Below are 22,259 nucleotides of genomic sequence, written 5' to 3'. Positions count from 1 at the left end.
GCTCGCCGACCGTGTGCTGAAATGTCCGGCGTGACTGCCCCGGTGGTGCCTGACCGCCTTAGGGGCGCGAGAAACAGGAGCCCTTCTTGACCAGCTACCGCCAGCCCGGCGTCGTCCTCACCGACCACCGCTTCACGGTCCCGCTGGACCACGGCGATCCGGGCGGCGAGCGGATCGAGCTGTTCGCGCGCGAGGTCGTGTCGAGCGCGCGGGCCGGCGCGGAACTGCCCTGGCTGGTGTACCTGGAGGGCGGGCCCGGCTTCGGCGCGCGCCGGTTCACCGGCAGACAGGCGTGGCTCGGCCGCGCCCTGACGGAGTTCCGGGTGCTCCTGCTCGACCAGCGGGGCACCGGCCTCTCCACGCCCGTCAACCGGCAGACCCTGCCGCTGCACGGCGGCCCGCGCGCGCAGGCCGACCACATCGCCCACTTCCGCGCCGACTCCATCGTCCGCGACTGCGAGACCATCCGCCCGCTGCTCACCGGCGGCGCCCCCTGGACCGTACTCGGCCAGAGCTTCGGCGGCTTCTGCGCCACCCACTACCTCTGCGCCGCTCCCGAGGGGCTGGACACCGTACTGATCACCGGGGGACTGCCGTCCCTGGACGCCACCGCGGACGAGGTCTACCGCGCCGCGTACCCGCGGATCGCGCGCAAGGTGGAGGCCCACTACGCCCGTTACCCCCAGGACGTCGAACGGGCCCGCGCCGTCGCGCGGTACGTCGCCGAGCACCGGCCGGTCCTGCCCGGGGGCTACACCCTCACCCCCGAGGCGTTCCAGTCCCTCGGCATCGTGCTCGGCGCGGGGGACGGCAGCCATCAGCTCCACTACCTGCTGGAGAACGCCTTCGTCCGCACCCCCAAGGGCCCCGCCCTCTCCGACGCCTTCCAGGAGAGCGTGGCCTCGGCCCTCTCCTTCGCCGGACACCCGCTGTACGCGCTGGTCCACGAGGCGATCTACGCGCAGGGCGGTTCGGCCACCGACTGGGCCGCCGAGCGGGTACGGGGCGAGTTCGCCCGGTTCGACGCCGCCAAGACCCTCGCCGGGGAGGGCCCGCTCTACTTCACCGGCGAGTCCGTCCACCCCTGGCACTTCGAGAGCGACCCGGCGCTGCGCCCCCTGCGCGAGTCCGCCGAACTGCTCGCCGCCCGCAGCGACTGGCCCGCCCTGTACGACACGGCGCGGCTGGCCGCCAACGAGGTGCCCGTCGCGGCGGCCGTCTACCACGACGACATGTACGTCGACACGGAGCACTCGCTGCGCACCGCGCGCGCCATCCGCGGCCTGCGCACCTGGGTCACCGACGAGTTCGAGCACGACGGGGTACGGGCGGGCGGCCCGCGCGTCCTGGACCGGCTGCTGGCGCTGGCCCGCGGCGAGAGCTGAGCCCTCCGGGGCCCGCCGCGCGGATGCGGCGCGCCGGGGGGAGAATGACGCTCAGGGGACTGTGTCAGGCTGTGCGCGACGACCGGTCCCCGCCGAAGCGGAGGTGGTGGACATGCTGCTGCCGGACAGACATCTTGTCGCCGATCTCCTGGCCCGCTACCGGGCCTGGGAACGGCTGGTGCTCGTCGATCCGCTGGACGTGACGACCCGCAGACGCTTCGAGGACGTGGCGTACACCCTCTGCGTCCTCATGGGACAGCGCACCGCGCGGGAGGCGATCTGGCAGGCGGAGGCGTATCTGCGCAGGATCCGGCCGGTCCCGATCTTCCCGGACGGTACGGAGCCGGACGGTACGGGGCCGAACCGTACGGGCTCGGACGGTACGGCGTCGGACCGTACGAGGCCGGACCGGACGAGGCCGGACGGGAGACGGGCGGGCAGGACCCGGGCGGACGCGGCCCGGGCGGACGGCTGAGCGCCCCGCCGCGGTCCCGGAGACGCCCGGCCGGCGCCGTGCCGGATTGACAAACGGGCGTGCGGTTTCTGCAATGTACGGATGGACGAAGACCCCCGGCTCGACGATGTGCTGAACCAGGTGGGACCCCGGCTGCGCCGGATCAGGCGCGAGCGCGGGGCCACCCTGGGCGCGCTCTCCGCCGCCACCGGCATCTCCGTGAGCACCCTCTCCCGGCTGGAGTCCGGCCACCGCAGGCCCAGCCTCGAAGTGCTGCTGCCCATCGCCCGCGCCCACCAGGTACCGCTCGACGAACTGGTCGGCGCGCCCGAGGTGGGCGACCCCCGGATCCGCTCCAAGCCGATCGTGCGCGGCGGCCGTACGATGCTGCCGCTCACCAGCCGGCCGGGCGGCCTGCGGGCGTACAAGGTGGTGGCGGAGAACACGCCCGACCACTGCGACGAGGAGCAGCGGACCCACGAGGGGTACGAGTGGCTGTACGTCCTCTCCGGGCGGCTGCGGCTGCGGCTCGGCGACCACGATGTGGTGATGGGCCCGGGCGAGGCGGCCGAGTTCGACACGCGGGTCCCGCACTGGTTCGGCCCGGCCGGGGAGGCGCCCGTGGAATTCCTGAGCCTCTTCGGCCCGCAGGGCGAGCGGATGCATGTGAGGGCGCGGCCGAAGACGTCCTGAGCGGGCTGTTCCCAGCACGACAAGCGACCGCTTAGTATGCACAGGGAGTACCGACCCCGTGTGTGGAGGCCCGAATGCTGGCATGGCGCGTGCACAGGAACGGCGAGCCCGCGGAGGTGATGCGGCTGGAGGAGACCGAGCTTCCGGTGCCCGGTGCCGGGCAGGTCCGGCTGCGGGTCAGGGCGGCGAACATCAACTTCCCGGATGCCCTGCTCTGCCGGGGCCAGTACCAGGTACGGCCGCCGCTGCCCTTCACCCCGGGCGTGGAGATCTGCGGCGAGACCGAGGACGGCCGCCGCGTCATCGCCACACCGGAACTGCCGCACGGCGGCCTGGCCGAGTACGTCCTGGCCGACGAGGCGGCGCTGCTGCCCGCGCCCGGCACACTGGACGACGCCGAGGCCGCCGCGCTCCACATCGGCTACCAGACCGGCTGGTTCGCCCTGCACCGGCGGGCCGCCATCAAACCGGGGGAGACCCTGCTCGTACACGCCGCGGCCGGCGGCGTCGGCAGCGCCGCCGTCCAGCTCGGCAAGGCGGCGGGGGCCACCGTCATCGGGGTCGCCGGAGGCCGCAACAAGACCGCGGTGGCCCGGGAGATGGGGTGCGACGTGGTCATCGACCGCCGCACGGACGACATCGTCGCGGCCGTCAAGGAGGCCACCGGCGGCCGGGGCGCGGACGTCGTCTACGACCCGGTGGGCGGCGACGCGTACACCGCGTCCGCCAAGAGCGTCGCCTTCGAGGGCCGGATCGTCGTCGTCGGCTTCGCGAGCGGGACGATCCCGAGCCCCGCCCTCAACCACGCGCTGGTGAAGAACTACACGATCATGGGGCTCCACTGGGGCCTCTACAACTCCAAGGACCCCTCCGCGGTGGCGCGTTGCCACGAGGAGCTGACCGCGCTGGCGGCCCGGGGCGCGATCCGGCCGCTCATCAGCGAGCGGGCCGAGATGAAGGGCGGCGCCGACGCCGTGCAGCGCGTCGCCGACGGCGCCACCACGGGCCGGGTGGTCGTTCTCCCGGCAGGGGACCTCCGGTGACCGCTGCCGCCGACGTCCCCGACGCCGCCGGACTCCGTTCCCGTACCAGGGAACTGCTGGCCGGACACCCGCCGGCCACCACCGGGCGCACCGACTTCCTCAGGGCGCGCTTCGACGCCGGACTCGCCTGGGTGCACTACCCGGCCGGACTCGGCGGACTCGACGCGCCGCGCTCCCTCCAGGCGGTCGTGGACGCCGAACTCGCCGCCGCCGGCGCGCCCGACAACGACCCCCGGCGGATCGGCATCGGTCTCGGCATGGCCGCGCCGACCATCCTGCGGTACGGGACCCGGGAGCAGAAGGAGCGCTTCCTGCGGCCCCTGTGGGTCGGCGAGGAGGTGTGGTGCCAGCTCTTCAGCGAGCCCGGCGCGGGCTCCGACCTGGCGGCCCTCGGCACCCGCGCGGTGCGCGAGGGCGGCGGCCAGGACACCGGCGACTGGATCGTGAACGGACAGAAGGTGTGGACGTCCAGCGCCCATCTCGCCCGCTGGGCCATCCTCATCGCCCGTACCGATCCCGAGCTGCCCAAACACCAGGGCATCAGCTACTTCCTCTGCGACATGACCGCCCCGGGCGTCGAGGTACGGCCGCTGCGCCAGATCACCGGCGAGGCGGAGTTCAACGAGGTCTTCCTCACCGACGTCCGCATCCCCGACGCCCACCGGCTCGGCGCGATCGGCGAGGGCTGGAAGGTCGCGCAGACCACGCTGATGAACGAACGGGTCTCGATCGGCGGCGCGCGCCTGCCCCGCGAGGGCGGCATGATCGGCAAGGCCGCCGCCACCTGGCGCGAGCGGCCGGAGCTGCGCACCCACGATCTGCACCGGCGGCTGCTCACCCTCTGGGTGGAGGCCGAGGTCGCCCGGCTCACCGGCGAGCGGCTGCGCCAGCAGCTCGTCGCGGGCCAACCGGGGCCCGAGGGAAGCGGGATGAAACTCGCCTTCGCCCGCCTCAACCAGGAGATCAGCGGCCTGGAGGTGGAACTCCTGGGCGAAGAGGGCCTGTTGTACTCCGACTGGACCCTGCGCAGGCCCGAACTGGTCGACTTCACCGGACGCGACGCCGGATACCGCTATCTGCGGTCCAAGGGCAACTCCATCGAGGGCGGTACGAGCGAGGTCCTCCTCAACATCGTCGCCGAACGCGTCCTCGGCCTGCCCCCGGAGCCGCGCAACGACAAGGACGTCCCCTGGAAGGACCTGACCCGGTGACCACGCAGCCCGCCCCCGCCGCGGCCTCCCCCGACCTGCTCTACTCGGAGACCGAGGACGATCTGCGGGCCGCCGTACGGTCGTTGCTCACCGACCGGGCCGACCTGCCGGCCACCCTCGCCCGCGCCGAGTCCGGCGACCCCTACGATCCCGGGCTGTGGACCTCGCTCACCGCCGGGATCGGCGTGGCGGGGCTGCTCGTCCCGGAGAAGCTGGGCGGCCAGGGCGCGGGCCACCGGGAGGCCGCGGTCGTCCTGGAGGAGCTGGGGCGCGCCGTCACCCCCGCGCCCTACCTCACCAGTTCGGTGGTGGCGACCGAGACCCTGCTCGGCTGTGACGGGGAGAGCACCGAGTCCACGGATGTCGCCGGGCTCCTCACCGCGCTGGCGAGCGGCCACCGTACCGCCGTGCTCGCCCTGCCGCTCACCACCGCCCCGGACGCGCCGCTGCCCTTCGCGGGGGACGCCGTGGCCGCCGGGGACCCGGCGGAGGCGACGACCACGGTGAGCGCCGTCGCCGACGCCGTACGCGCCGATGTGCTGCTCGTCCCGCGCGCCGACGGTTTGTACGCCGTCGAGACGGCCGCGCCCGGTGTCACCGTCGAGCCGCTGACACCGCTCGACCTGACCCGCCCGCTCGCCACCGTCACGGTCCCGGCCGGCCACGGCATCCGGATCGCCGACGCCGCCACGGGGGAGGCCGCCGTACGGCGCGGACTGCTGGCCGGCGCCGGACTGCTCGCCTCCGAACAGCTCGGCCTCGCCGAGTGGTGCCTGGAGGAGACCGTCCGGCACACCCGCGAGCGCCACCAGTTCAACCGCCCCGTCGGCTCCTTCCAGGCTCTCAAGCACCGGATGGCGCAGCTCTGGCTGGAGGTCGTCTCGGCCCGCGCCGCCGCCCGCAACGCCGCCGACGCGCTCGCCACCGGCGACCCCGGGGCCCCGCTCGCCGTGGCCGTCGCCCAGGCGTACTGCGGGCGCGTCGCCGTCCACGCCGCCGAGGAGTGCGTCCAGCTCCACGGCGGGACCGGCATGACCTGGGAGCACCCCGCGCACCTGTACCTCAAGCGCGCCAAGTCCGACGAGAGCGCGCTCGGTTCGCCCGGCGCACACCGGGAACGCCTGGCCGGCCTGGCGGACCTCCCCGGGCCGGAATGGCGCGTCCAGGTGACCGGCGGCGCGCCGGGGAGGGGCCCCGCGGGTGGCTGAATCGCGGATGGCGGGTGGACGAACACTGCGCGGCACAGCCTTGATTCAGGCATGACAGGGCGATACTCACCAGGACCGTGCCCGCCGCGCCTCAGCGCGTCCCGTCCCGGAGGCATCATGGCCCTCACCACCCGCCGCAGAGCCGTCAGCACGCTCACCGCCGCGCTCGCGGGGGTCGTCGCGGCCCCCGCCTACGCCCGGGCCGCCGCCCGGACGGGAGGCGGCGGTCAGGGTCCCCGGCCGCTGCGCCGCGCCCACGCCCACAACGACTACCTCCACCCGCGCCCGCTCCTCGACGCGCTGGCGCACGGCTTCACCAGCGTCGAGGCCGACATCTTCCTGGTCGACGGCGAACTGCTGGTCGCCCACGAGGCCACCGAACTCGACCCGGCCCGTACCCTCGCCTCGCTCTACCTCGACCCGCTCCTCGCCCGGGTCCGCGCGAACGGGGGCTCCGTCCACCGGGGATACCACCGCCCGGTGCAACTGCTCATCGACATCAAGACGGACGGCGCCGCCGCGTACACCGAGCTGCACCGCCAACTCGCCCGCTACCGCTCGATGCTGACCACGTACGCCCACGGCTCGGTACGCCCCGGCGCGGTCACCCCGGTCATCTCCGGCGACCGCGCGGCCCGCGTACCGATGGAGGCGCAGCGCGTGCGGTACGCCTTCTACGACGGGCGGCTCGACGACCTCGGGACCGCCGCGCCCGCCTCCTTCGTCCCGCTCATCAGCACCAACTGGACGCAGAGCTTCAGCTGGCAGGGCGCCGGCCCGTTCCCCGCCGCCGAGCGCGCCGAACTGTGGCGTCTCGCCGGTGCCGCGCACTCCCACGGGCAGCGGTTGCGCTTCTGGGCCACCCCCGACCTTCCGGGGCCCGCGCGGGACGCCGTCTGGAGCGAACTGCTCGCCGCCGGTGTGGACCACCTCAACACCGACGACCTCGCGGGTCTCGAACGCTTTCTGCGCACCGCCCGGCCGTAACCCCGCGTCAACCACCCGTACGGCGGACACGCCAGTCGGCCGTACCGGCCCCCTCCTCCGCCACACTGGCGGCCGAATGCCGCGATTCCCGTGCGGCGGAGGAGGTTTGGCGATGGCCATTTCGATTTCAGTGGTGCTGCTTCTGGCGATTCTCGCGGTGGTCTTCCTGCGCAGCGGCGGACTGAAGTTCTCGCACGCGCTGGTCTGCGCCCTGCTCGGATTCTTCCTCGCGGGCACAAGCATGGCGCCGACCATCGCCAACGGGATCTCCACCACGGCCGGGGTGGTCTCCAGCCTCAACCCCTGACCGGTGGGCGCCCGGCGGTCACGTACCGACCAGCCGCGAGCGGATCAGGAAGCGTACGCCCTCGGGGGCCTCCAGGGAGAAGCCGCTGCCGCGCCCCGCGACCACGTCGACGATGAGCCGGGTGTGACGCCACACCTCGTACTGGCTCACCGACATCCAGAACGGGACCGGCTCGGCGACGCCCTCGACCTCCAGGGAATGGAGCAGCACGTCGGAGCCGCCGGTACGGAACTCGCCGTCCGGATAGCACATGGGCGCGCTGCCGTCGCAGCAGCCGCCCGACTGATGGAACATCAACGGCCCGTGGTCCGCCCGCAGCCGCCGGATCAACTCGGCGGCCGCGGGCGTCAGCACGACCAGGGGCGTCTCGGGGGAACTCACTTCGTAGTTCATCTCGCCGCCTCTGCGGAGGAAGGGAACCGGTCGTCAGGAGAACCAGTCAACCCGCCGTGAGGTTGCGCCGGGGTTGCACCGCGGCGCGACCAACCCCCGGTCCTGTCTCCCCTTCTACCCGTCCCGGCCGAGCCTGAGCATCACCTTGCTGCTGCCGCTCGCCGGATCGGCGGCGACGGCCAGCGCCTCCCCGGCCCGGTCGAGGCCGAAGCGGTGGGTGATCACGGGGGAGACGTCCAGACCGTCCCGCATCGCCAGCAGCGCGTCGTCGATCTCCTCCACGAAGCGGTACGAGCCGACCCAGTTGATCTCCCGGGTCACCAGGTCACCGAGGGCCGCGGACACGGCGGCGCCCGGCAGGTTACCGACCTGGACGAGGGTGCCGCCGCGCGCCGTCGCCCGCAGGACGGGGCCGAGCGCCGCCGGGGCGCCGGACGCCTCGAAGGCCACCTCGACATCGTCGGGGAGCACCGCGCCCGCGCCGAGGTCGCGCGTCTCGTCCGCGCCCATGGCGCGGGCGACGGCGAGCGACGCCGCGGAGAGGTCCGAGGCGATCACCGCGGCGGCGCCCCGGTGCTTCGCCGCCGCCACGACCAGCGCCCCGATCGGGCCGCAGCCGTTGACCAGCACGGCCTTGCCCCGGATGTCTCCGGCGCGGTGCACGGCGTGCAGCGCCACGGCGAGGGGCTCGGCGAGGGCGCCGTGCTCGGTGTCCACGCCGTCCGGCAGCGGCCGTATCTGGCCCGCCCGGACCACCCGGTACTCGCTGAACCCGCCGTCGGTGTGCGGGTCGAAGGCGGCGGAACCGAAGTACCGGATCCGCGGGTGGAGGTTGGTGCGGCCGGCGATCCGGTCCGGCAGCGGGCCGTTGCCGACCGGCTCGGCCGGGTGCACGGTGACGGGCTGTCCGGCACGCAGTCCGCCGACCCCCGCGCCGGTCGCGGCGATCCGTCCCGCGACCTCGTGACCGAGCACCAGGGGGTGCGCGAGCGCGGCGGTCCCGGACGCCCCGTGCTTCCAGTAGGCGACGTCGGACCCGCAGATCCCGCCCCACTCCATCGCGAGGAGGACTTCCCCCTCGCCCGGCACGGGGTCGGGACGCTCGTCGATACGGAGGTCTCCGGCACCGTGGACGACGACGGCCCTCATGCGGCGTCCTCCAGCCGGACCAGGTCGCGGCCGCGGGTCTCGGGGGCGAGGTACGCGGAGACCAGGGTGATCAGCGAGTAGACGACGAGCATCGCCGCGATCGGCCACCAGCTCCCGGTGACGGCGGTGAGGGTCGCCGCGACGACCGGCCCGATGGCGGTGGCGAGGATGCCGCCGATCTCCTTGGCCAGGGCGAGCTGGGTGAAGCGGGTCCGGGAGCCGAACAGCTCGGCCATCGTCACGCTCTCCAGCGAGAACAGCCCGAGGACACCGACGTTGAGCCCGAGGACCATGCCGAGCATCAGGGCGGAGGTGCTGTCCGAGGTGATGAGCAGCATCATCGGGAAGGCGAAGGCCATGGTCAGCAGGGTGAGCGCGACATACATCGGGCGGCGGCCGAAGCGGTCCCCGAGCATCCCGACCAGCGGCACGGTGAGGAAGCCCAGCAGCGAGCCGTACACGATCGCGTCGGTCGGCACGGACCGCTCGGCGTGGAGCGTCGTGGCGATGTAGCCGACGAGGAACGTCTGGATCAGCCCCGAGTTGCCGGCCTGGCCGAACCGCAGTCCGAGGGCGAGGAAGAACGCCTTGCCCTTGCGCTGGCGGATCCCGGCCTCCAGGACGCTCTCCTGCTTCTCGTCCAGGGCGGAGTCGGTCAGGACGGTCTCGACCTCGTCGCGGGACATGGCGACACCGTCGACCACGTCGGCCCGCTCCTCGAAGACCGGGCTCTCCTTGAGGTTCCTGCGCAGCCAGACCGCGAAGATCATCAGGAGGAAGCTCAGCAGGAACGGGAGCCGCCAGCCCCACGAGAGCAGCTGCTCCTCGCTGAGCACGGCGAGCAGGATCGCCCACAGGCCGGACGCGGCCAGGGTGCCGGAGTTGGTGCCGAGCGACACCAGCGACGAGACCAGGCCCCGGCGCTTGGTGGGGGCGTACTCGGCGAGCATGACGGTGGCCCCGGCGATCTCGGCGCCGGCTCCGAAGCCCTGGACCAGGCGCAGGACGACCAGCAGGATCGGGGCGAGGATGCCGATCGAGGCGTAGGTCGGCAGCGCGCCGATCAGCGTGGTGGAGGCCCCCATCAGCAGGATGGTCAGGAACAGGACCTTCTTGCGGCCGATCCGGTCGCCCATCCGCCCGAAGTAGACGGCCCCGGCGAGCCGGGCGACGTACCCGACACCGTAGGTCGCCATGGCGGCGATCAGGCCGATCGCCGGGCTGACGTCCGGGAAGAAGATCTTGTTGAAGACGATGGCCGCTGCCAGCGAGTAGAGCTGGAAGTCCATGAACTCCATCGCCGTACCCAGCCAGCCGGATACGGCGGCCTTGGTGAGATCACGCGTCGTTCTCGTCGCGGGGCCCGTGGGCTCCGTCCGCGTGGTGTCCGTCATGGGAACTCCGTTGTTCGGGGAAGTGCTGTCGGCTGTCGGAGAGGGGCGAGCCTGCTCCTTCGGGGTCCGTACGCCGCCGGCCAACCGGTTCACACGCCGGACAACTGGTCGACATGGCTGGTATACAAGCACTGGTCGGCCAGTGATGCAATACTCGTTCCACATGGGACGACGCCATCGGAACGGCACAGCGCCATCGACCGGGCACGGGCCGTGTCAGCGCCCGATACGATGAGCGCATGGCCCGATCGAACCGGCAGCGGACCAGCCGCCGCGCTGTCTACGAGACGTTGCGGCACAAGGTTCTGACCCTTGAGCTCCCTCCGGGCGCAGCCCTGTCCGAGAACGAGCTGGCGGCGGCCCTCGGGGTCAGCCGCACCCCTGTCAGGGAGAGTCTGATCCTGCTCTCCCACGAGGGTTTGGTCCAGGTCTTTCCGCAGGTGGGATCGTTCGTCTCACGGGTCGACCCGGCCAAGGTGGCCGACGCCCAGTTCCTCCGGGAGGCCGTGGAGCTGGCCTCCCTGGAAGACCTCCCCGCGGAACTCGACCCCGAGGTCGTCGACGCACTGCGCGCCAACCTGGCCGAGCAGCAGCGGCCGGGCCTCGCCCTGGAGGAGTTCTTCGCCCTGGACGAGGCGTTCCACCAGGCCATCCTGCGGCTGAGCGGACACGGCAGCGCCTGGGCCACCGTGGTCTCGGCCAAGGGTCATCTCGACCGTGCGCGCCGCCTGGGTCTCTACCACACCGCGTCACCGGCCGGTTTCGCCGCTCAGCACGTGGAGATCTTCGAAGCGGTGCTCGCCGGGGACGTCACCCTGGCCCGTACGGCCATGCGCACCCATCTGCGGGCGGTCTTCGACGACGTCGAACGCATCCGGGCCCGCTCGCCGGAGCTGTTCGCCACGGACTCGGGCACGGTCCCGGTACGGCGCAACATCGCCGTCTGGGAATAGGGCCGCCCTGGAGGCGCTGTTCAGACACCGGCCGGGAGGTTCCGCCGCCGGTGGCGGCGGATGTGCCGCAGCAGGGCGGGGAGCCAGGGCACCGCTCCGAGGAGCAGGAGCAGGGACAGGAGCGGCACCCGCCAGTACGGCGAGACATTCGCCGGGGGCGGGGACGGCGGGGGCGTCACCCAGGGGCGTGCCGTCTTCGACCAGGCGAGGAACGCGTCGCCCACCGGGACCAGCCCGAAGGCGTACCGCTTGGTCCAGGGCGTCCGGACCGGCAGCCCGGCCAGCTCGCTGTAGTTGGCCAGCGCCCCGGCGAGCGGGGCGTCGCCGTGGACCTGGGCCGCGCCGATGGTGACCACCGTCGCCGACAGGCTCACCCCGAGCGGCAGCGGGCCGGAGTCGACGTCGGCCGGACCGTCCAGCCCCCGCGGATACTCCCGTACGGTCGGGCCGAGGCCGAGCGGGGAGACGACGTACCGGTCGCGGAAGCGCGCGTACTGCTCCGCGGCGAAGTCCGGGTCGACGTCGACCAGGAAGCGCTGGACGAGGCTCTGCGAACTGCCCCTGGCCACCTCGGCCGGGGTGCCGTCCACCGGGTCGACCCGGTGCGGGAGCAGCCCCGTACGCGGATCGAGCCGGCCGCGTACCCCCTGGAGCCAGCGCTCCGCGGTCTTCCCGTACCGGGGGCCTGTCGTTGCCGGGAGCAGTGTGTCGTGCAGCCGCAGCGAGGCCATCGCCACGACCGAGTCGACCGGCCACGCCTGTCCCGGGTACGCCGCCAGGTACGGCGAGGCGGAGGCGTCGAACGCCGCGCCCAGCTCGGCGGAGTCGGCGGTGAACCGCCGGACCTCGGCCGGGTCGCGCCGCCCGGCCGGCTGGAGCGCCAGCACCCCGCCGCGCAGCCAGTTGCTCCAGCCGCGGTGGAAGACGCCGTACGACGGGACGAGGTCCTCGCTGAACGGGGCGCGGCCCGGCGTGGAGTCCAGCCGGGCCAGCGCCCACCGTGCCTCCCGCAGCGCGCCGGGGCGCTCGGTCTCCGGTGCGCGCATGCCCCGTTCGACCCAGCTCAGTCCGTACAGCACATGCAGGAAGAAGTACCCCTCGGGGAAGAGTTCCTGGGCCTCCTCGCCCGCGCCGTCGTCCAGGGCCGCGCGCAGGAAGGCCAGTTGGGGCCCGATCCCGGACGGTTCGCCCTTCGCGCCCCCGGTGGCCGGTGCCAGCAGGCGCACCGCGCCCAGCAGTGCGCAGAGGCTGACCACCACCGCGACCAGGAGGCGTGCCCGGCGCGGTGGCCGGCGCGCTGTCGATATCGGCTCTCGCATCGCATGATCGTAGAGGGCGGGACCGCGCCGCCGTCCCGCCGCCGGGCGGCCCCGGCACTCCTGCTCAGTGGGTGGTGCCGAGCCATGTCTGCAGGAGGTCGCAGAGCGGGGCGAGCTCCCGGTCGAGTTCCGGGAGCAGGGCGGCGGACGGCGACGGTTCGGTGAGCCAGCTCCGCAGTACGGCGAGGAACGCCGCCTGCACGGCGCCGCCGATGCTCTGGGCCATCACACCGCCCGGCGGTATGCCGTGCCGGCGGGCGACGAACGCGGTGACGGCGGCCGCCCAGCTCAGCCAGTGCGCGGACTCCTCGGACCGCAGGTCGGGGGAGGTGTCGAGGAGCGCGAAGCGTTCCATCCACAGGCTGGAGTCCTCGATGGAGAGCGCGAGGTTCCTGACGACGCACGCGCGGACGGCGCGCATCGCCGGCTCCGCGGGGTCCGTGGCGTCGAGGAGTTCGGAGAGGCGCCGGGTGTGGACGTCGAAGGTGCCCCAGACGATCTCCGACTTCGTCCCCCAGTACCGGAACACACTCGTCCGGCTCACCCCGCTCGCCTCGGCGATCATCGGGATCGTGGTCGCCGCGTAGCCGTGGTCGAGGAAGAGGCGGATCGCGACGCGCTCGATGTCCTCCCGGGACGACACCGCGGGCCGGCCGGGGGACCGCCGCCGGGGCGGTGGTGGAGTCGCGTGCATGCCAGTCCTGTCCCCCCGCCCCCTGTCAGGGGCGAGTACATTGTGATACTCAGTACCAGAATAGAAGGCGCACCCCGTCGCGGTGCTGAGGGGACCGTACTCGACGGAGGGAGGAGCCCCCGGTGGGACGGGAGGACTCCCGTGCTCGGCGCGGCGCGGCGCCCCACGGCAAGGGAAAGAGAGCTCAACCATGCAACTCGACGGCAAACGCGTCATCGTGACCGGCGGTTCCCAGGGCATCGGCGAGGCCACCGTGCGCGCCTTCGCGCGCGAGGGCGCGCGGGTGTGGTCGTTCGATCTCGCACCGGAGGCCGGTGCGCGCGTCGCGGCCGAGGCGACGGCGGAGGGGCCCGGGACGGTCACGTTCCGCCGCGCCGACATCGCCGACAAGGACGCCGTCGACGCCGCCTTCGACGAGGCGACCGGCGCGCTCGGCGGCCTCGACGTGCTGGTCAACGTGGCCGGCCTGCAGCGCAGCTCGCTCGCGGCGGAGATCACGGACGAGCTGTGGGAGTCGGTCTTCCGGGTCAATGTGCTGGGCACGATCCACACCAACCAGGCGGCCTACCGGGCCATGCGGCCGGCCGGCGCGGGCGCGATCGTCAACTTCGGCTCGATGTCCGGGTTCACCGGCGAGCTCACCAACGCCACCTACGGGGCCTCGAAGGCCGCCGTCCACACCTGGACGCGCACCGTGGCCCGCGAGTGGGGGCCGGACGGGATACGGGTGAACGCCGTCCTCCCGTACGTCAACACCCCGATGTTCGACAAGTACCGGGGCTCGCTCGGCCCGGAGGAACTCGCGGCGTACGACGCCGAGATCGCGAAGTCGATCCCGCTCGGCGGGAAGTTCGGCGACGCCGACGCCGATCTCGCGCCCGTGCTGGTGTTCCTCGCGAGCGACGCCTCGCACTTCATCACCGGGCAGCTCCTGCCCGTCGACGGCGGCCTGACCAGCGTCCGCTGACGATCACCACCGGTCCCGGCGGGACCGGCGCCGCCACCGCGGCGCGCTCCGGCCGGGCCACCACGTACCACCAGAGGAAGAAGAAACACCCATGAGGGCATGGCAGTTCACCGGTGTGAACGAACCCCTGCAGCTTGTCGAGCTGCCCGAACCGACCCCGGCCGCGGGCGAGATCGTCCTCGCCGTCAAGGCGGCGGGGATCTGTCACAGCGACGTCAGCTTCATCGACGGCACCATCACCTCGCTGCTCGGGCACATCCCGATCGTGCTCGGCCACGAGACCGCCGGGATCGTCACCGCGGTCGGTGAGGGCGTCACCGGCTTCGCCGTCGGCGACCGGGTCGGCATCCCGGCCACCACGGAGGGGCCGGGCACCGCGGTCGACGGCGGATTCGCGGAGTACACCGCGGTCGAGGCGCGGCTCGCCGTCCATGTGCCGGACGCCGTCGACTTCGAACAGGCCGCGCCCGCCATGGACGCGGCCCGTACGGCCTACCGCGCCGTCGAGACGTTCGGGCATGTCGCGGCCGGGATGAACGTCGGCATCATCGGCTTCGGCGGTCTCGGCTCGCTCGGCGCGCAGATCGCGAAGGCGGCCGGGGCCACCGTGTACGTGGCCGAGGTGAACGAGTCCGCCTGGGAGCGGGCCAGGGAGCTCGGGGTCGGCGGTGTCTCCGCCGACATCCGTGACTTCGAGGACGCCGGACTCGACGTCGTCATCGACTTCGCCGGGTTCGGTACGACCACCGCCTCCGCCGTCGACGCCGTCCGGCACGGCGGCCGGATCGTGCAGATCGGTCTGGCCCGTGAGACGGCCACCCTCTCCATGCAGAAGATCACGATGAAGGAGATCACCCTCGTCGGCGCCTCCAACGGGGAGAAGTCCGAGGCGGAGGCCGTCCTCGGCCTCATCGCCACCGGCGCCCTGCGCTCCCACACCGTACCGATCCCGTTCGACCGGATCCCCGAGTACATCGGCAAGCTCACGAGCGGCGAGCTGGCCGGCCGCGCCGTCGCCCTGCTGTAGCGTTCGGCCCCGTCCGACCCGGGAGGAGACCCGGGTCGGACGGCGCGCCTACCGCGCCTCGCCGGCCGCCACCGCCCGCCCGGCCGCGTCCGGTTCGCCCGTACGGGCCGCCGGGCCGCCGGGCCGGCGCATGAAGGCGACACCGAACGCGGCCAGCACGGATGCCACCGCGAGCGCGTACAGACCGCCGTGCGTACTGCCGGTGGTGTCCTTGAGGTAGCCGAAGAGGGTGGGGGAGACGAACCCGCCCAGGTTGCCCAGCGAGTTGACCACCGCCAGCCCGGCCGCGGCGATCTTCAGATCGAGCCCGGACTGCGCCATCGGCCAGAACAGCGTGGCCGCGCACTTGCCGCCGACCGCCGCCAGGGTGATGGCGGCGAGCCCGAACCAGGGGGAGCCCAGGGTGGCGAGGAAGGAGCCCACCGCCGACAGGACGAGCGCGATCGCGAGATAGGGCCGGCGGTCCGGGGCGCGGTCCGTGAAGTGGCTCATCGAGTACATGGCGATCACCGCGCAGATCCACGGGATGGCGGAGAGCAGCCCGATCTGGAAGGGCGAGAGCCCGCCGATCTCCGCCACCAGGCTCGGCAGCCAGAACGTGATCGCGTAGCCGGTGAGGGCCATCGCGAAGAAGACCGCGGTCAGCAGGGCGACCTGGGGGTGGACCAGGAGCCGCATCCTCGACACCTTCGGAGCCCGGCTGCGGGACTCCTGGTCGCGCGCGACCGCCGCGCTCAGCGCGTCCTTCTCCTCCTGTGTGAGCCAGCGCGCGTCACCGATCTTGGAGACCAGGAAGAATCCGGCGACGATCCCCACCACGATGGAGAAGACGCCCTCGATCGCGAACATCCAGCGCCAGCCGGCGAATCCGGCCACCCCGTGCATCTCCAGCAGCGCCCCGGTGATCGGGCCGGTCACGATGTAGGCCGTGGCGGAGCCGCCCAGGAAGATCGCGCTGGCCCGGCCCCGGCTGGAGTCCGGCAGCCACTGGGTGAAGTAGAGGAGCACGCCGGGGAAGAAGCCCGCCTCCGTGACACCGAGGAGGAAACGCAGGACGTAGAACGTCGTCACATTGTGGATGAGACACATCGCCAGGATCACCGCGCCCCAGGTGATCATGATGCGGGTCAGCCAGACCCGGGCGCCGAAGCGTTCCATGAGCATGTTGCTCGGGACCTCGAAGAGGGCGTACCCGATGAAGAACAGGCCGGCGCCGAGGCCGTAGGCGGTGGCGCTCACCCCGACGTCGGCCCTCAGCTCGTCCTGGACGAACCCGACGTTCGTCCGGTCCATCTGGTTGACCAGGAGCATCAGCACCAGAATGGGCAGCATGCGGCGGAGGAATTTGCCGACCGCACGGCTCTCCGCGTCCGGTTCGCTCGGTTCGCTCTTGGGGCTCTTCGCAAGAGGCTGCGGGACCATCGTTGTCTCCCACTTCGATTGGCGTGACGGCATGACAGATAGGTCCGGTGCCCGGGCCGTCGACCGCGAAGGCCAGACTCCGCTCGCGAGGGCGGGGCGCGCCGCGCCCCGACCGTCCCGGCGTCCGGCTCGGTCGTATATGTATGTGAACATCTGTCACACGTGTGGACACGTTACGGTCGTGTGTCCACCCGGTCAATGGTTTCCCGTGGAATCTCGCGGGACCGCCACCGTGTGTCCATGAGGTGCAAGGTCCCACGTCAGAGGCGAGGGGGTGGTGGTGTGACCGCTTGACGGTTTCCCGCGGGGCGGCCTAAGTTCGGTGACGAATACATGAACATAGATCTCGGACACATACCTGAACGGAGTCTCATGCTTGACGGAGTGCTGTTCTTTCCGGTCACCCCCTTCGCACCCGACGGCGCTCTCGACCCACAGACCCTCGACGCCCATGTACGGGCAGGGGTGGAAGCCGGCGCGGGCGCGGTCTTCGCCGCCTGCGGCACCGGGGAGTTCCACGCCCTGTCGCCCCGGGAACACACCGACGTCGTACGCACCGCGGTCGAGGCCGTGAACGGGGCGGTTCCCGTGTACGCGGGCGTCGGCGGCGCGCTCCCGATGGCGGTCGACCTCGCCGTCACGGCACGTGAGAACGGCGCCGACGGACTGCTCCTGCTGCCGCCGTACCTGGTCAACGCCGATCAGGACGGACTGGTGCGGTACGTACGGGAGGTCGCGGAGGCGGCCGGACTGCCCCTCATCGTCTACAACCGGGCCAACGCCCGGTTCGGCCCCCGCGCCGCCGTGGAGGTCGCCGCGATCGACCACGTGGTCGGCTTCAAGGACGGCGTGGGCGACATCGAGACCCTGGCCCGCACCGTCGTCGCCATCCGCGCGTCGCTGCGCGACAGCGCCAAGCCCTTCCAGTTCTTCAACGGGCTCCCCACCGCCGAGGTCACCGTCCCCGCCTACCGGGCCATCGGTGTCCCGCTCTACTCGTCCGCCGTCTTCTGTTTCGCCCCGGAGATCTCCCTGGCCTTCCACCAGGCGGTGACCACCGGCGACGACAAGCGCGCCGACGCCCTGCTGGCCGGCTTCTTCCACCCGCTGGTCGCCCTGCGGGACAAGGTCCCGGGGTACGCGGTCTCCCTGGTCAAGGCCGGCGTGCGGCTGCGCGGCCTCGACGTGGGGCCGGTGCGCGCACCGCTGACCGAACCCACGCGGGAGGACCTCGACGAACTCGCCTCGCTCCTGGAGCGGGGACTCGAACTGGCAAGGAGCACCAGCGCATGAGCGCCGAGCAGCTGCGGATCTCCGCCGTCACCATCACCCCGGTCGCCTTCCGGGACCCGCCGCTCCTCAACTCGGTCGGCGTCCACGAGCCGTACGCCCTGCGCGCGATCGTCGAGGTGCACACCGACGGCGGGCTCACCGGGCTCGGCGAGACCTACGCCGACGCCAGGCATCTGGAACGGCTCCGGGCGGTCGCGGACCGGATCGCCGGACTCGACGTCTACGCCACCGAGGAGCTGCACCGGATCGTCGGCGAGGTCATCGCCCGCGTCGGCGGCGTCGGCGGCTCCGGTCTGACCGGGATGGTCACCACCAGCAGCACCGTCGACCGGGTGTTCTCCCCGTTCGAGGTCGCCCTGCTCGACATCCAGGGGCGGGCCTGCGGCCGCCCGGTCTCCGATCTCCTCGGCGGCGCGGTGCGCCCGGCGGTGCCGTTCAGCGCCTACCTGTTCTACAAGTGGGCCGCCCACCCCGACGCCGAGCCCGACGCATGGGGCGCGGCCCTGGACCCCGAGGGCATCGTGGCCCAGGCCCGGCGCATGGTCGACGCGTACGGGTTCACCGCCATCAAGCTCAAGGGCGGGGTCCTGCCGCCCGAGGAGGAGATCGAGGCGGTACGGGCGCTGCGCGCCGAGTTCCCCGACCACCCGCTGCGGCTCGACCCGAACGCGGCGTGGACGGTGCCCACCTCCGTCAAGGTCGGGCAGGCGCTCGACGGTGTGCTGGAGTATCTGGAGGACCCCACGCCGGACATCGCGGGCATGGCCGCCGTCGCCCGCGAGGTGTCGATGCCGCTGGCGACCAACATGTGCGTCGTGGCCTTCGACGAACTACACCCCTCGGTCGCGGTGGACGCCGTACAGGTCATCCTCTCCGACCACCACTACTGGGGCGGCCTGCGCCGCTCCAAGCTCCTCTCCGGGATCTGCGACACCTTCGGCATGGGCCTGTCCATGCACTCGAACTCGCATCTGGGCATCAGCCTCGCGGCGATGACCCATCTCGCGGCCGCCACCCCGAACCTCACCTACGCCTGTGACACCCACTGGCCATGGAAGACCGAGGACGTCATCGAGCCCGGCGTCCTGACGTTCAAGGACGGCTCGGTGGAGGTGCCCACCACCCCCGGCCTCGGTGTCACGCTCGACCGGGACGCCCTGGGGACCCTGCACGAGCAGTATCTGAGCTGCGGTCTGCGCAACCGGGACGACACCGGCTACATGCGCACCATCCACCCCACCTACCGGGCCACCATCCCGCGCTGGTAGGTGAGGCGGAGGGCGGGGCGGCAGGAGAGGGAGAAGCGAAGGAGCGGGCCCGGCGGTGCGGGAGACGCCGCCGGGCCCTGACGCGAGCGTTGACGCGCCCGCTTTCCGAATCTATCTTCTGACCGGAACTCAGAACGGCGTTCGGTATCCCGAACGGATGGTGCCCCTCAAGGAGACAGACCCGTCTCCGAGCTCATGGCCGCCTCCCCAGTCGCAGAGATGAGGACCCCTCATGTCACCGCCACCACCACCGCCGCCCCTCTCCCGGCGCGGCATGCTCCGGACCGCGGTACTCGCCGCGGCGGCATCGGGATTCTCCAGCGCCTCCGCCGGCTCCTCCTCCGCCGTCTCCGAAGCCTCCTCCGCTGCCGCCGGCCACTCCGCCGCCGCGGCCCTCCCGGCCCCGCCCACCTGGGCGGTGCGCCCCTTCGCGCTCGGGGACGTGACGCTCGGCCGGGGCGTCTTCGCCACGAAACGCCAGTTCATGCTCGACCACGGCCGTGGTTACGACGTGGACCGGCTCCTCCAGGTCTTCCGCGCCAACGCCGGGCTGCCGACCCGCGGCGCGGTCGCTCCCGGCGGCTGGGAGGGCCTCGACGGCGAGGCCAACGGCAACCTCCGCGGCCACTACACCGGCCACTTCCTGACGATGCTCGCCCAGTCCTACGCCGGCACCAGTGACCAGGTGTACGCCGACCGGATCAGCTACCTGACCGGCGCCCTCACCGAGGTCAGGGCGGCGCTCAGGGCCGCGCCGGCGGTGCTCGGCGTGGCCGGCCGGTTCGGCACCGCGGCGGAACACGTCCGCGGCTCCTACCGGTACGTCGACCTGCCCGCCGGCATCCTCGGCGGCGCCCCGGCCGTCACCCTGTCCGCCTGGGTGAAGCCCACCCACCACGCGGCCTGGGCCCGGGTCCTCGACTTCGGCGACGACACCACCCGCTACCTCTACCTCGCCGCCCGCAACGCGAACGGGGTGCCCCGCTTCGCCCTCACGACCGGGGGCCCCGCGGGCGAGCAGGGCATCGACGGCACCGCGGAACTCCCACTGGACCGGTGGAGCCATCTGGCCGTCACGATCGGCGGCGGCACCGGTGTGCTCTACGTCAACGGGACCGCCGTCGGACGCCGTACGGGGATGACCCTCGACCCGGCGGTACTGGGCCCGTTGCGCAACCACTGGCTCGGCCGCTCGAACTTTCCGGGCGACCCGGTGTTCGCCGGGGCCTTCGACGAGTTCAACGCCTGGGCGCGCGCCCTCACTGCGCGCGAGATCGCGGAGCTGCAGGACAGGCGGGCCGCCGACGCCTCCCCGGGCCGGGGCGATCTGGTGTCGTACGCCTTCGACGAGACCTCGGGCTCCACCGTCGCCGACGGCTCGGCGCGCGGCCTGGACGCCACCGTGCGCCGCACCTGGGGCGGCCCGAGCCACCCCGGGTTCCTCGCGGCCTACCCGGAGACCCAGTTCATCACGCTGGAGTCGATGACGGCCAGCGACTACACGGTCGTGTGGGCGCCGTACTACACCGCGCACAAGATCCTCCGGGGCCTGCTCGACGCCCACCTGTACACCGGCGACGCGCCGGCGCTCGACCTGGCCTCGGGCCTGTGCGACTGGATGTACTCCCGGCTGTCCCGGCTGCCCGCCGCCACCTTGCAGCGCATGTGGGGCCTCTTCTCCAGCGGTGAGTTCGGCGGCCTGGTCGAGGCGGTCTGCGATCTCCACGCCCTCACCGGCAAGGCCGAACACCTCGCCCTCGCCCGGCTGTTCGACCTCGACTCGCTCATCGACGCCTGCGCCGCGAACCGCGACATCCTGGACGGGCTCCACGCCAACCAGCACATCCCCGTCCTCACCGGGCTCCTGCGGCTCCACGACGCGACGGGCGAGGCCCGCTACCTCGCCGCCGCGAAGAACTTCTGGGACATGGTCGTCCCCACCCGGATGTACGCCATCGGCGGCACCAGCACCGGCGAGTTCTGGCGGGCCCGGGGATCCGTGGCCGGAACGATCAGCGCCACCACCGCCGAGAGCTGCTGCGCGTACAACATGCTCAAGCTGAGCCGGCTGCTCTTCTTCCACGAGCCGGACCCGAAGTACATGGAGTACTACGAACGCGCCCTGTACAACCAGGTCCTCGGCTCCAAACAGGACACCGCGGACGGCGAGAAGCCGCTGGTCACGTACTTCATCGGGCTGACACCCGGCCATGTCCGCGACTACACACCGAAGGCGGGCACCACCTGCTGCGAGGGCACCGGGATGGAGAGCGCCACCAAATACCAGGACTCCGTCTACTTCAGGACGGCCGACAACAGCGCCCTCTACGTCAACCTGTACAGCCCGTCCACCCTGACCTGGGCCGAGCGGGGCGTCACCGTGACGCAGACGACCGACTACCCCAGGGAACAGGGCTCCACCCTGACCATCGGCGGCGCCGGCGCGTTCGAGCTGCGGCTGCGCGTGCCCTCCTGGGCGGGCCCCGACTTCCGGGTGACCGTCAACGGCACCCCGGTGGCGGGGCAGCCGCAGCCCGGCGCCTACTTCGCCATCTCCCGCACCTGGCGCGCCGGGGACACCGTCCGGGTCACGGTGCCCTTCCGGCTCCGGACCGAGGCGACGCCCGACGACCCGACCCTCCACGCCCTCTTCCACGGGCCGGTCAACCTGGTCGCGCGCGACCCCGCCACGACCTACCGGCGCTTCGGGTTCTACCGCAACGCCGCGCTCTCCGGAGACCTCCTGCCCACCCTCACCCCGGTACCGGGCAAGCCGCTCCACCACACCCTCGACGGCACGGAGTTCGCCCCCTTCTTCGAGGGGACCGAGGACCCGGCCCATGTCTACTTCCGCCGGGACGAACCCCGGGTCGTGCTCGGGAACTCCGACTCGGGCGTCGCCAACCCGGCGCGGCCCGACGGCACGACCCTCCTCGACGAGATCTGGGCCGGGGCCCCGTTCCGTGACAAGGAGGCGCTCGTCGCGCGGGTGCGGAGCACCGTGGACGCGTGGCGCTCCGCGGGCCTGCTCGGCCGGACCGACGGCGACACCGTGGTGAGAACGGCGCGGAATGCCTCGTACGTCAACTGAC

General features: G+C 72.5%; 20 protein-coding genes. 14 read left to right on the top strand and 6 right to left on the bottom strand.

The features are described from left to right. Window positions 1–86: 86 nt before the first annotated feature. From ACFTZC_RS15445 to ACFTZC_RS15410, 8 genes are all read left to right on the top strand, one after another. Window positions 87–1,385 (top strand): alpha/beta fold hydrolase, encoded by a 1,299-nt coding sequence (locus tag ACFTZC_RS15445; protein ID WP_382889774.1) that lies wholly within the window; start codon window positions 87–89, stop codon window positions 1,383–1,385. 112 nt (window positions 1,386–1,497) lie between these two features. Next, window positions 1,498–1,860, top strand: a complete 363-nt coding sequence (locus tag ACFTZC_RS15440) for a DUF5133 domain-containing protein (protein ID WP_382889772.1) — start codon at window positions 1,498–1,500, stop codon at window positions 1,858–1,860. Between the two features lie 81 nt (window positions 1,861–1,941). Beyond that, entirely contained in the window at window positions 1,942–2,532 is a 591-nt protein-coding gene (locus tag ACFTZC_RS15435) for a helix-turn-helix domain-containing protein (protein ID WP_382889770.1), read from the top strand. Window positions 2,533–2,606: 74 nt separating this feature from the next. Then, window positions 2,607–3,575 (top strand): NADPH:quinone oxidoreductase family protein, encoded by a 969-nt coding sequence (locus tag ACFTZC_RS15430; RefSeq protein WP_382889768.1) that lies wholly within the window; start codon window positions 2,607–2,609, stop codon window positions 3,573–3,575. After that, entirely contained in the window at window positions 3,572–4,786 is a 1,215-nt protein-coding gene (locus tag ACFTZC_RS15425; RefSeq protein ID WP_382889766.1) for an acyl-CoA dehydrogenase family protein, read from the top strand. Before ACFTZC_RS15430 ends, ACFTZC_RS15425 begins: the two co-directional genes overlap by 4 nt. After that, window positions 4,783–5,994 (top strand): acyl-CoA dehydrogenase family protein, encoded by a 1,212-nt coding sequence (locus ACFTZC_RS15420; RefSeq protein WP_382889764.1) that lies wholly within the window; start codon window positions 4,783–4,785, stop codon window positions 5,992–5,994. The genes ACFTZC_RS15425 and ACFTZC_RS15420 overlap by 4 nt, the downstream gene beginning before the upstream one ends. 117 nt (window positions 5,995–6,111) lie before the next feature. Continuing rightward, entirely contained in the window at window positions 6,112–6,981 is an 870-nt protein-coding gene (locus ACFTZC_RS15415) for a phosphatidylinositol-specific phospholipase C/glycerophosphodiester phosphodiesterase family protein (protein ID WP_382889762.1), read from the top strand. 112 nt (window positions 6,982–7,093) lie between these two features. Beyond that, the gene (locus ACFTZC_RS15410) at window positions 7,094–7,288 is read left to right on the top strand and encodes a hypothetical protein (RefSeq protein ID WP_365816244.1); all 195 of its coding nucleotides are present in this window, start codon (window positions 7,094–7,096) and stop codon (window positions 7,286–7,288) included. Between the two features lie 18 nt (window positions 7,289–7,306). Here ACFTZC_RS15410 and ACFTZC_RS15405 read toward each other — a convergent pair whose 3' ends face one another. The 3 genes from ACFTZC_RS15405 to ACFTZC_RS15395 all read right to left on the bottom strand — a co-directional run bounded on the left by ACFTZC_RS15405 (window position 7,307) and on the right by ACFTZC_RS15395 (window position 10,224). Continuing rightward, on the bottom strand, window positions 7,307–7,681 hold the full coding sequence (locus ACFTZC_RS15405) for a DUF779 domain-containing protein (protein ID WP_382889759.1): 375 nt from the start codon (window positions 7,679–7,681) through the stop codon (window positions 7,307–7,309). 114 nt (window positions 7,682–7,795) lie between these two features. After that, window positions 7,796–8,830: an L-idonate 5-dehydrogenase gene (locus tag ACFTZC_RS15400; protein WP_382889757.1), complete on the bottom strand. Its 1,035-nt coding sequence runs from the start codon at window positions 8,828–8,830 to the stop codon at window positions 7,796–7,798. Next, a complete protein-coding gene (locus ACFTZC_RS15395) occupies window positions 8,827–10,224 on the bottom strand; it encodes an MFS transporter (protein WP_382889755.1) in 1,398 nt (465 codons plus the stop codon). The genes ACFTZC_RS15400 and ACFTZC_RS15395 overlap by 4 nt, the downstream gene beginning before the upstream one ends. A gap of 239 nt (window positions 10,225–10,463) precedes the next feature. On the opposite strand from ACFTZC_RS15395, the gene ACFTZC_RS15390 reads away from it, so the two are divergent. Next, on the top strand, window positions 10,464–11,177 hold the full coding sequence (locus ACFTZC_RS15390) for a GntR family transcriptional regulator (protein WP_382889753.1): 714 nt from the start codon (window positions 10,464–10,466) through the stop codon (window positions 11,175–11,177). A gap of 20 nt (window positions 11,178–11,197) precedes the next feature. Here ACFTZC_RS15390 and ACFTZC_RS15385 read toward each other — a convergent pair whose 3' ends face one another. Both ACFTZC_RS15385 and ACFTZC_RS15380 read right to left on the bottom strand, forming a co-directional pair. Continuing rightward, entirely contained in the window at window positions 11,198–12,496 is a 1,299-nt protein-coding gene (locus ACFTZC_RS15385; RefSeq protein ID WP_382889751.1) for a hypothetical protein, read from the bottom strand. Between the two features lie 64 nt (window positions 12,497–12,560). Beyond that, window positions 12,561–13,190 carry a TetR family transcriptional regulator gene (locus ACFTZC_RS15380; RefSeq protein ID WP_382889749.1) on the bottom strand — a complete coding sequence of 210 codons (630 nt, stop codon included), beginning with the start codon at window positions 13,188–13,190 and terminating at the stop codon, window positions 12,561–12,563. Window positions 13,191–13,380: 190 nt separating this feature from the next. Here ACFTZC_RS15380 and ACFTZC_RS15375 point away from each other — a divergent pair, with 190 nt between their 5' ends. Both ACFTZC_RS15375 and ACFTZC_RS15370 read left to right on the top strand, forming a co-directional pair. After that, window positions 13,381–14,157, top strand: a complete 777-nt coding sequence (locus ACFTZC_RS15375; protein ID WP_382889747.1) for an SDR family NAD(P)-dependent oxidoreductase — start codon at window positions 13,381–13,383, stop codon at window positions 14,155–14,157. A gap of 91 nt (window positions 14,158–14,248) precedes the next feature. Continuing rightward, window positions 14,249–15,184 carry a zinc-binding dehydrogenase gene (locus ACFTZC_RS15370; protein ID WP_382889746.1) on the top strand — a complete coding sequence of 312 codons (936 nt, stop codon included), beginning with the start codon at window positions 14,249–14,251 and terminating at the stop codon, window positions 15,182–15,184. 48 nt (window positions 15,185–15,232) lie between these two features. Here ACFTZC_RS15370 and ACFTZC_RS15365 read toward each other — a convergent pair whose 3' ends face one another. Next, entirely contained in the window at window positions 15,233–16,606 is a 1,374-nt protein-coding gene (locus ACFTZC_RS15365; RefSeq protein WP_382889744.1) for an MFS transporter, read from the bottom strand. 372 nt (window positions 16,607–16,978) lie between these two features. Between ACFTZC_RS15365 and ACFTZC_RS15360 the strand changes: the two genes are divergently transcribed. The 3 genes from ACFTZC_RS15360 (at window position 16,979) to ACFTZC_RS15350 (ending at window position 22,258) form a co-directional block, all read left to right on the top strand. Beyond that, window positions 16,979–17,899 (top strand): 5-dehydro-4-deoxyglucarate dehydratase, encoded by a 921-nt coding sequence (locus ACFTZC_RS15360; protein ID WP_382889743.1) that lies wholly within the window; start codon window positions 16,979–16,981, stop codon window positions 17,897–17,899. Further along, the gene (locus ACFTZC_RS15355) at window positions 17,896–19,167 is read left to right on the top strand and encodes a glucarate dehydratase family protein (protein WP_382889741.1); all 1,272 of its coding nucleotides are present in this window, start codon (window positions 17,896–17,898) and stop codon (window positions 19,165–19,167) included. Before ACFTZC_RS15360 ends, ACFTZC_RS15355 begins: the two co-directional genes overlap by 4 nt. A 232-nt stretch (window positions 19,168–19,399) precedes the next feature. Further along, a complete protein-coding gene (locus tag ACFTZC_RS15350) occupies window positions 19,400–22,258 on the top strand; it encodes a beta-L-arabinofuranosidase domain-containing protein (protein WP_382889739.1) in 2,859 nt (952 codons plus the stop codon). Window position 22,259: the final 1 nt, after the last annotated feature.

It is taken from the genome of Streptomyces sp. NPDC056987, assembly GCF_042673865.1.
In the GTDB taxonomy this organism is placed as follows: domain Bacteria; phylum Actinomycetota; class Actinomycetes; order Streptomycetales; family Streptomycetaceae; genus Streptomyces.
This window is presented reverse-complemented; position numbering and strand designations above follow the sequence as displayed.

Bases quoted from the DNA above. Each gene is read 5' to 3' on its own strand.
- ACFTZC_RS15440 (WP_382889772.1), top strand. From the start codon at position 1,498: ATGCTGCTGCCGGACAGACATCTTGTCGCCGATCTCCTGGCCCGCTAC.
- ACFTZC_RS15435 (WP_382889770.1), top strand. From the start codon at position 1,942: ATGGACGAAGACCCCCGGCTCGACGATGTGCTGAACCAGGTGGGACCC.
- ACFTZC_RS15430 (WP_382889768.1), top strand. From the start codon at position 2,607: ATGCTGGCATGGCGCGTGCACAGGAACGGCGAGCCCGCGGAGGTGATG.
- ACFTZC_RS15415 (WP_382889762.1), top strand. From the start codon at position 6,112: ATGGCCCTCACCACCCGCCGCAGAGCCGTCAGCACGCTCACCGCCGCG.
- ACFTZC_RS15410 (WP_365816244.1), top strand. From the start codon at position 7,094: ATGGCCATTTCGATTTCAGTGGTGCTGCTTCTGGCGATTCTCGCGGTG.
- ACFTZC_RS15405 (WP_382889759.1), bottom strand. From the start codon at position 7,681: ATGAACTACGAAGTGAGTTCCCCCGAGACGCCCCTGGTCGTGCTGACG.
- ACFTZC_RS15400 (WP_382889757.1), bottom strand. From the start codon at position 8,830: ATGAGGGCCGTCGTCGTCCACGGTGCCGGAGACCTCCGTATCGACGAG.
- ACFTZC_RS15395 (WP_382889755.1), bottom strand. From the start codon at position 10,224: ATGACGGACACCACGCGGACGGAGCCCACGGGCCCCGCGACGAGAACG.
- ACFTZC_RS15390 (WP_382889753.1), top strand. From the start codon at position 10,464: ATGGCCCGATCGAACCGGCAGCGGACCAGCCGCCGCGCTGTCTACGAG.
- ACFTZC_RS15385 (WP_382889751.1), bottom strand. From the start codon at position 12,496: ATGCGAGAGCCGATATCGACAGCGCGCCGGCCACCGCGCCGGGCACGC.
- ACFTZC_RS15380 (WP_382889749.1), bottom strand. From the start codon at position 13,190: ATGCACGCGACTCCACCACCGCCCCGGCGGCGGTCCCCCGGCCGGCCC.
- ACFTZC_RS15375 (WP_382889747.1), top strand. From the start codon at position 13,381: ATGCAACTCGACGGCAAACGCGTCATCGTGACCGGCGGTTCCCAGGGC.
- ACFTZC_RS15370 (WP_382889746.1), top strand. From the start codon at position 14,249: ATGAGGGCATGGCAGTTCACCGGTGTGAACGAACCCCTGCAGCTTGTC.
- ACFTZC_RS15365 (WP_382889744.1), bottom strand. From the start codon at position 16,606: ATGGTCCCGCAGCCTCTTGCGAAGAGCCCCAAGAGCGAACCGAGCGAA.
- ACFTZC_RS15360 (WP_382889743.1), top strand. From the start codon at position 16,979: ATGCTTGACGGAGTGCTGTTCTTTCCGGTCACCCCCTTCGCACCCGAC.
- ACFTZC_RS15355 (WP_382889741.1), top strand. From the start codon at position 17,896: ATGAGCGCCGAGCAGCTGCGGATCTCCGCCGTCACCATCACCCCGGTC.
- ACFTZC_RS15350 (WP_382889739.1), top strand. From the start codon at position 19,400: ATGTCACCGCCACCACCACCGCCGCCCCTCTCCCGGCGCGGCATGCTC.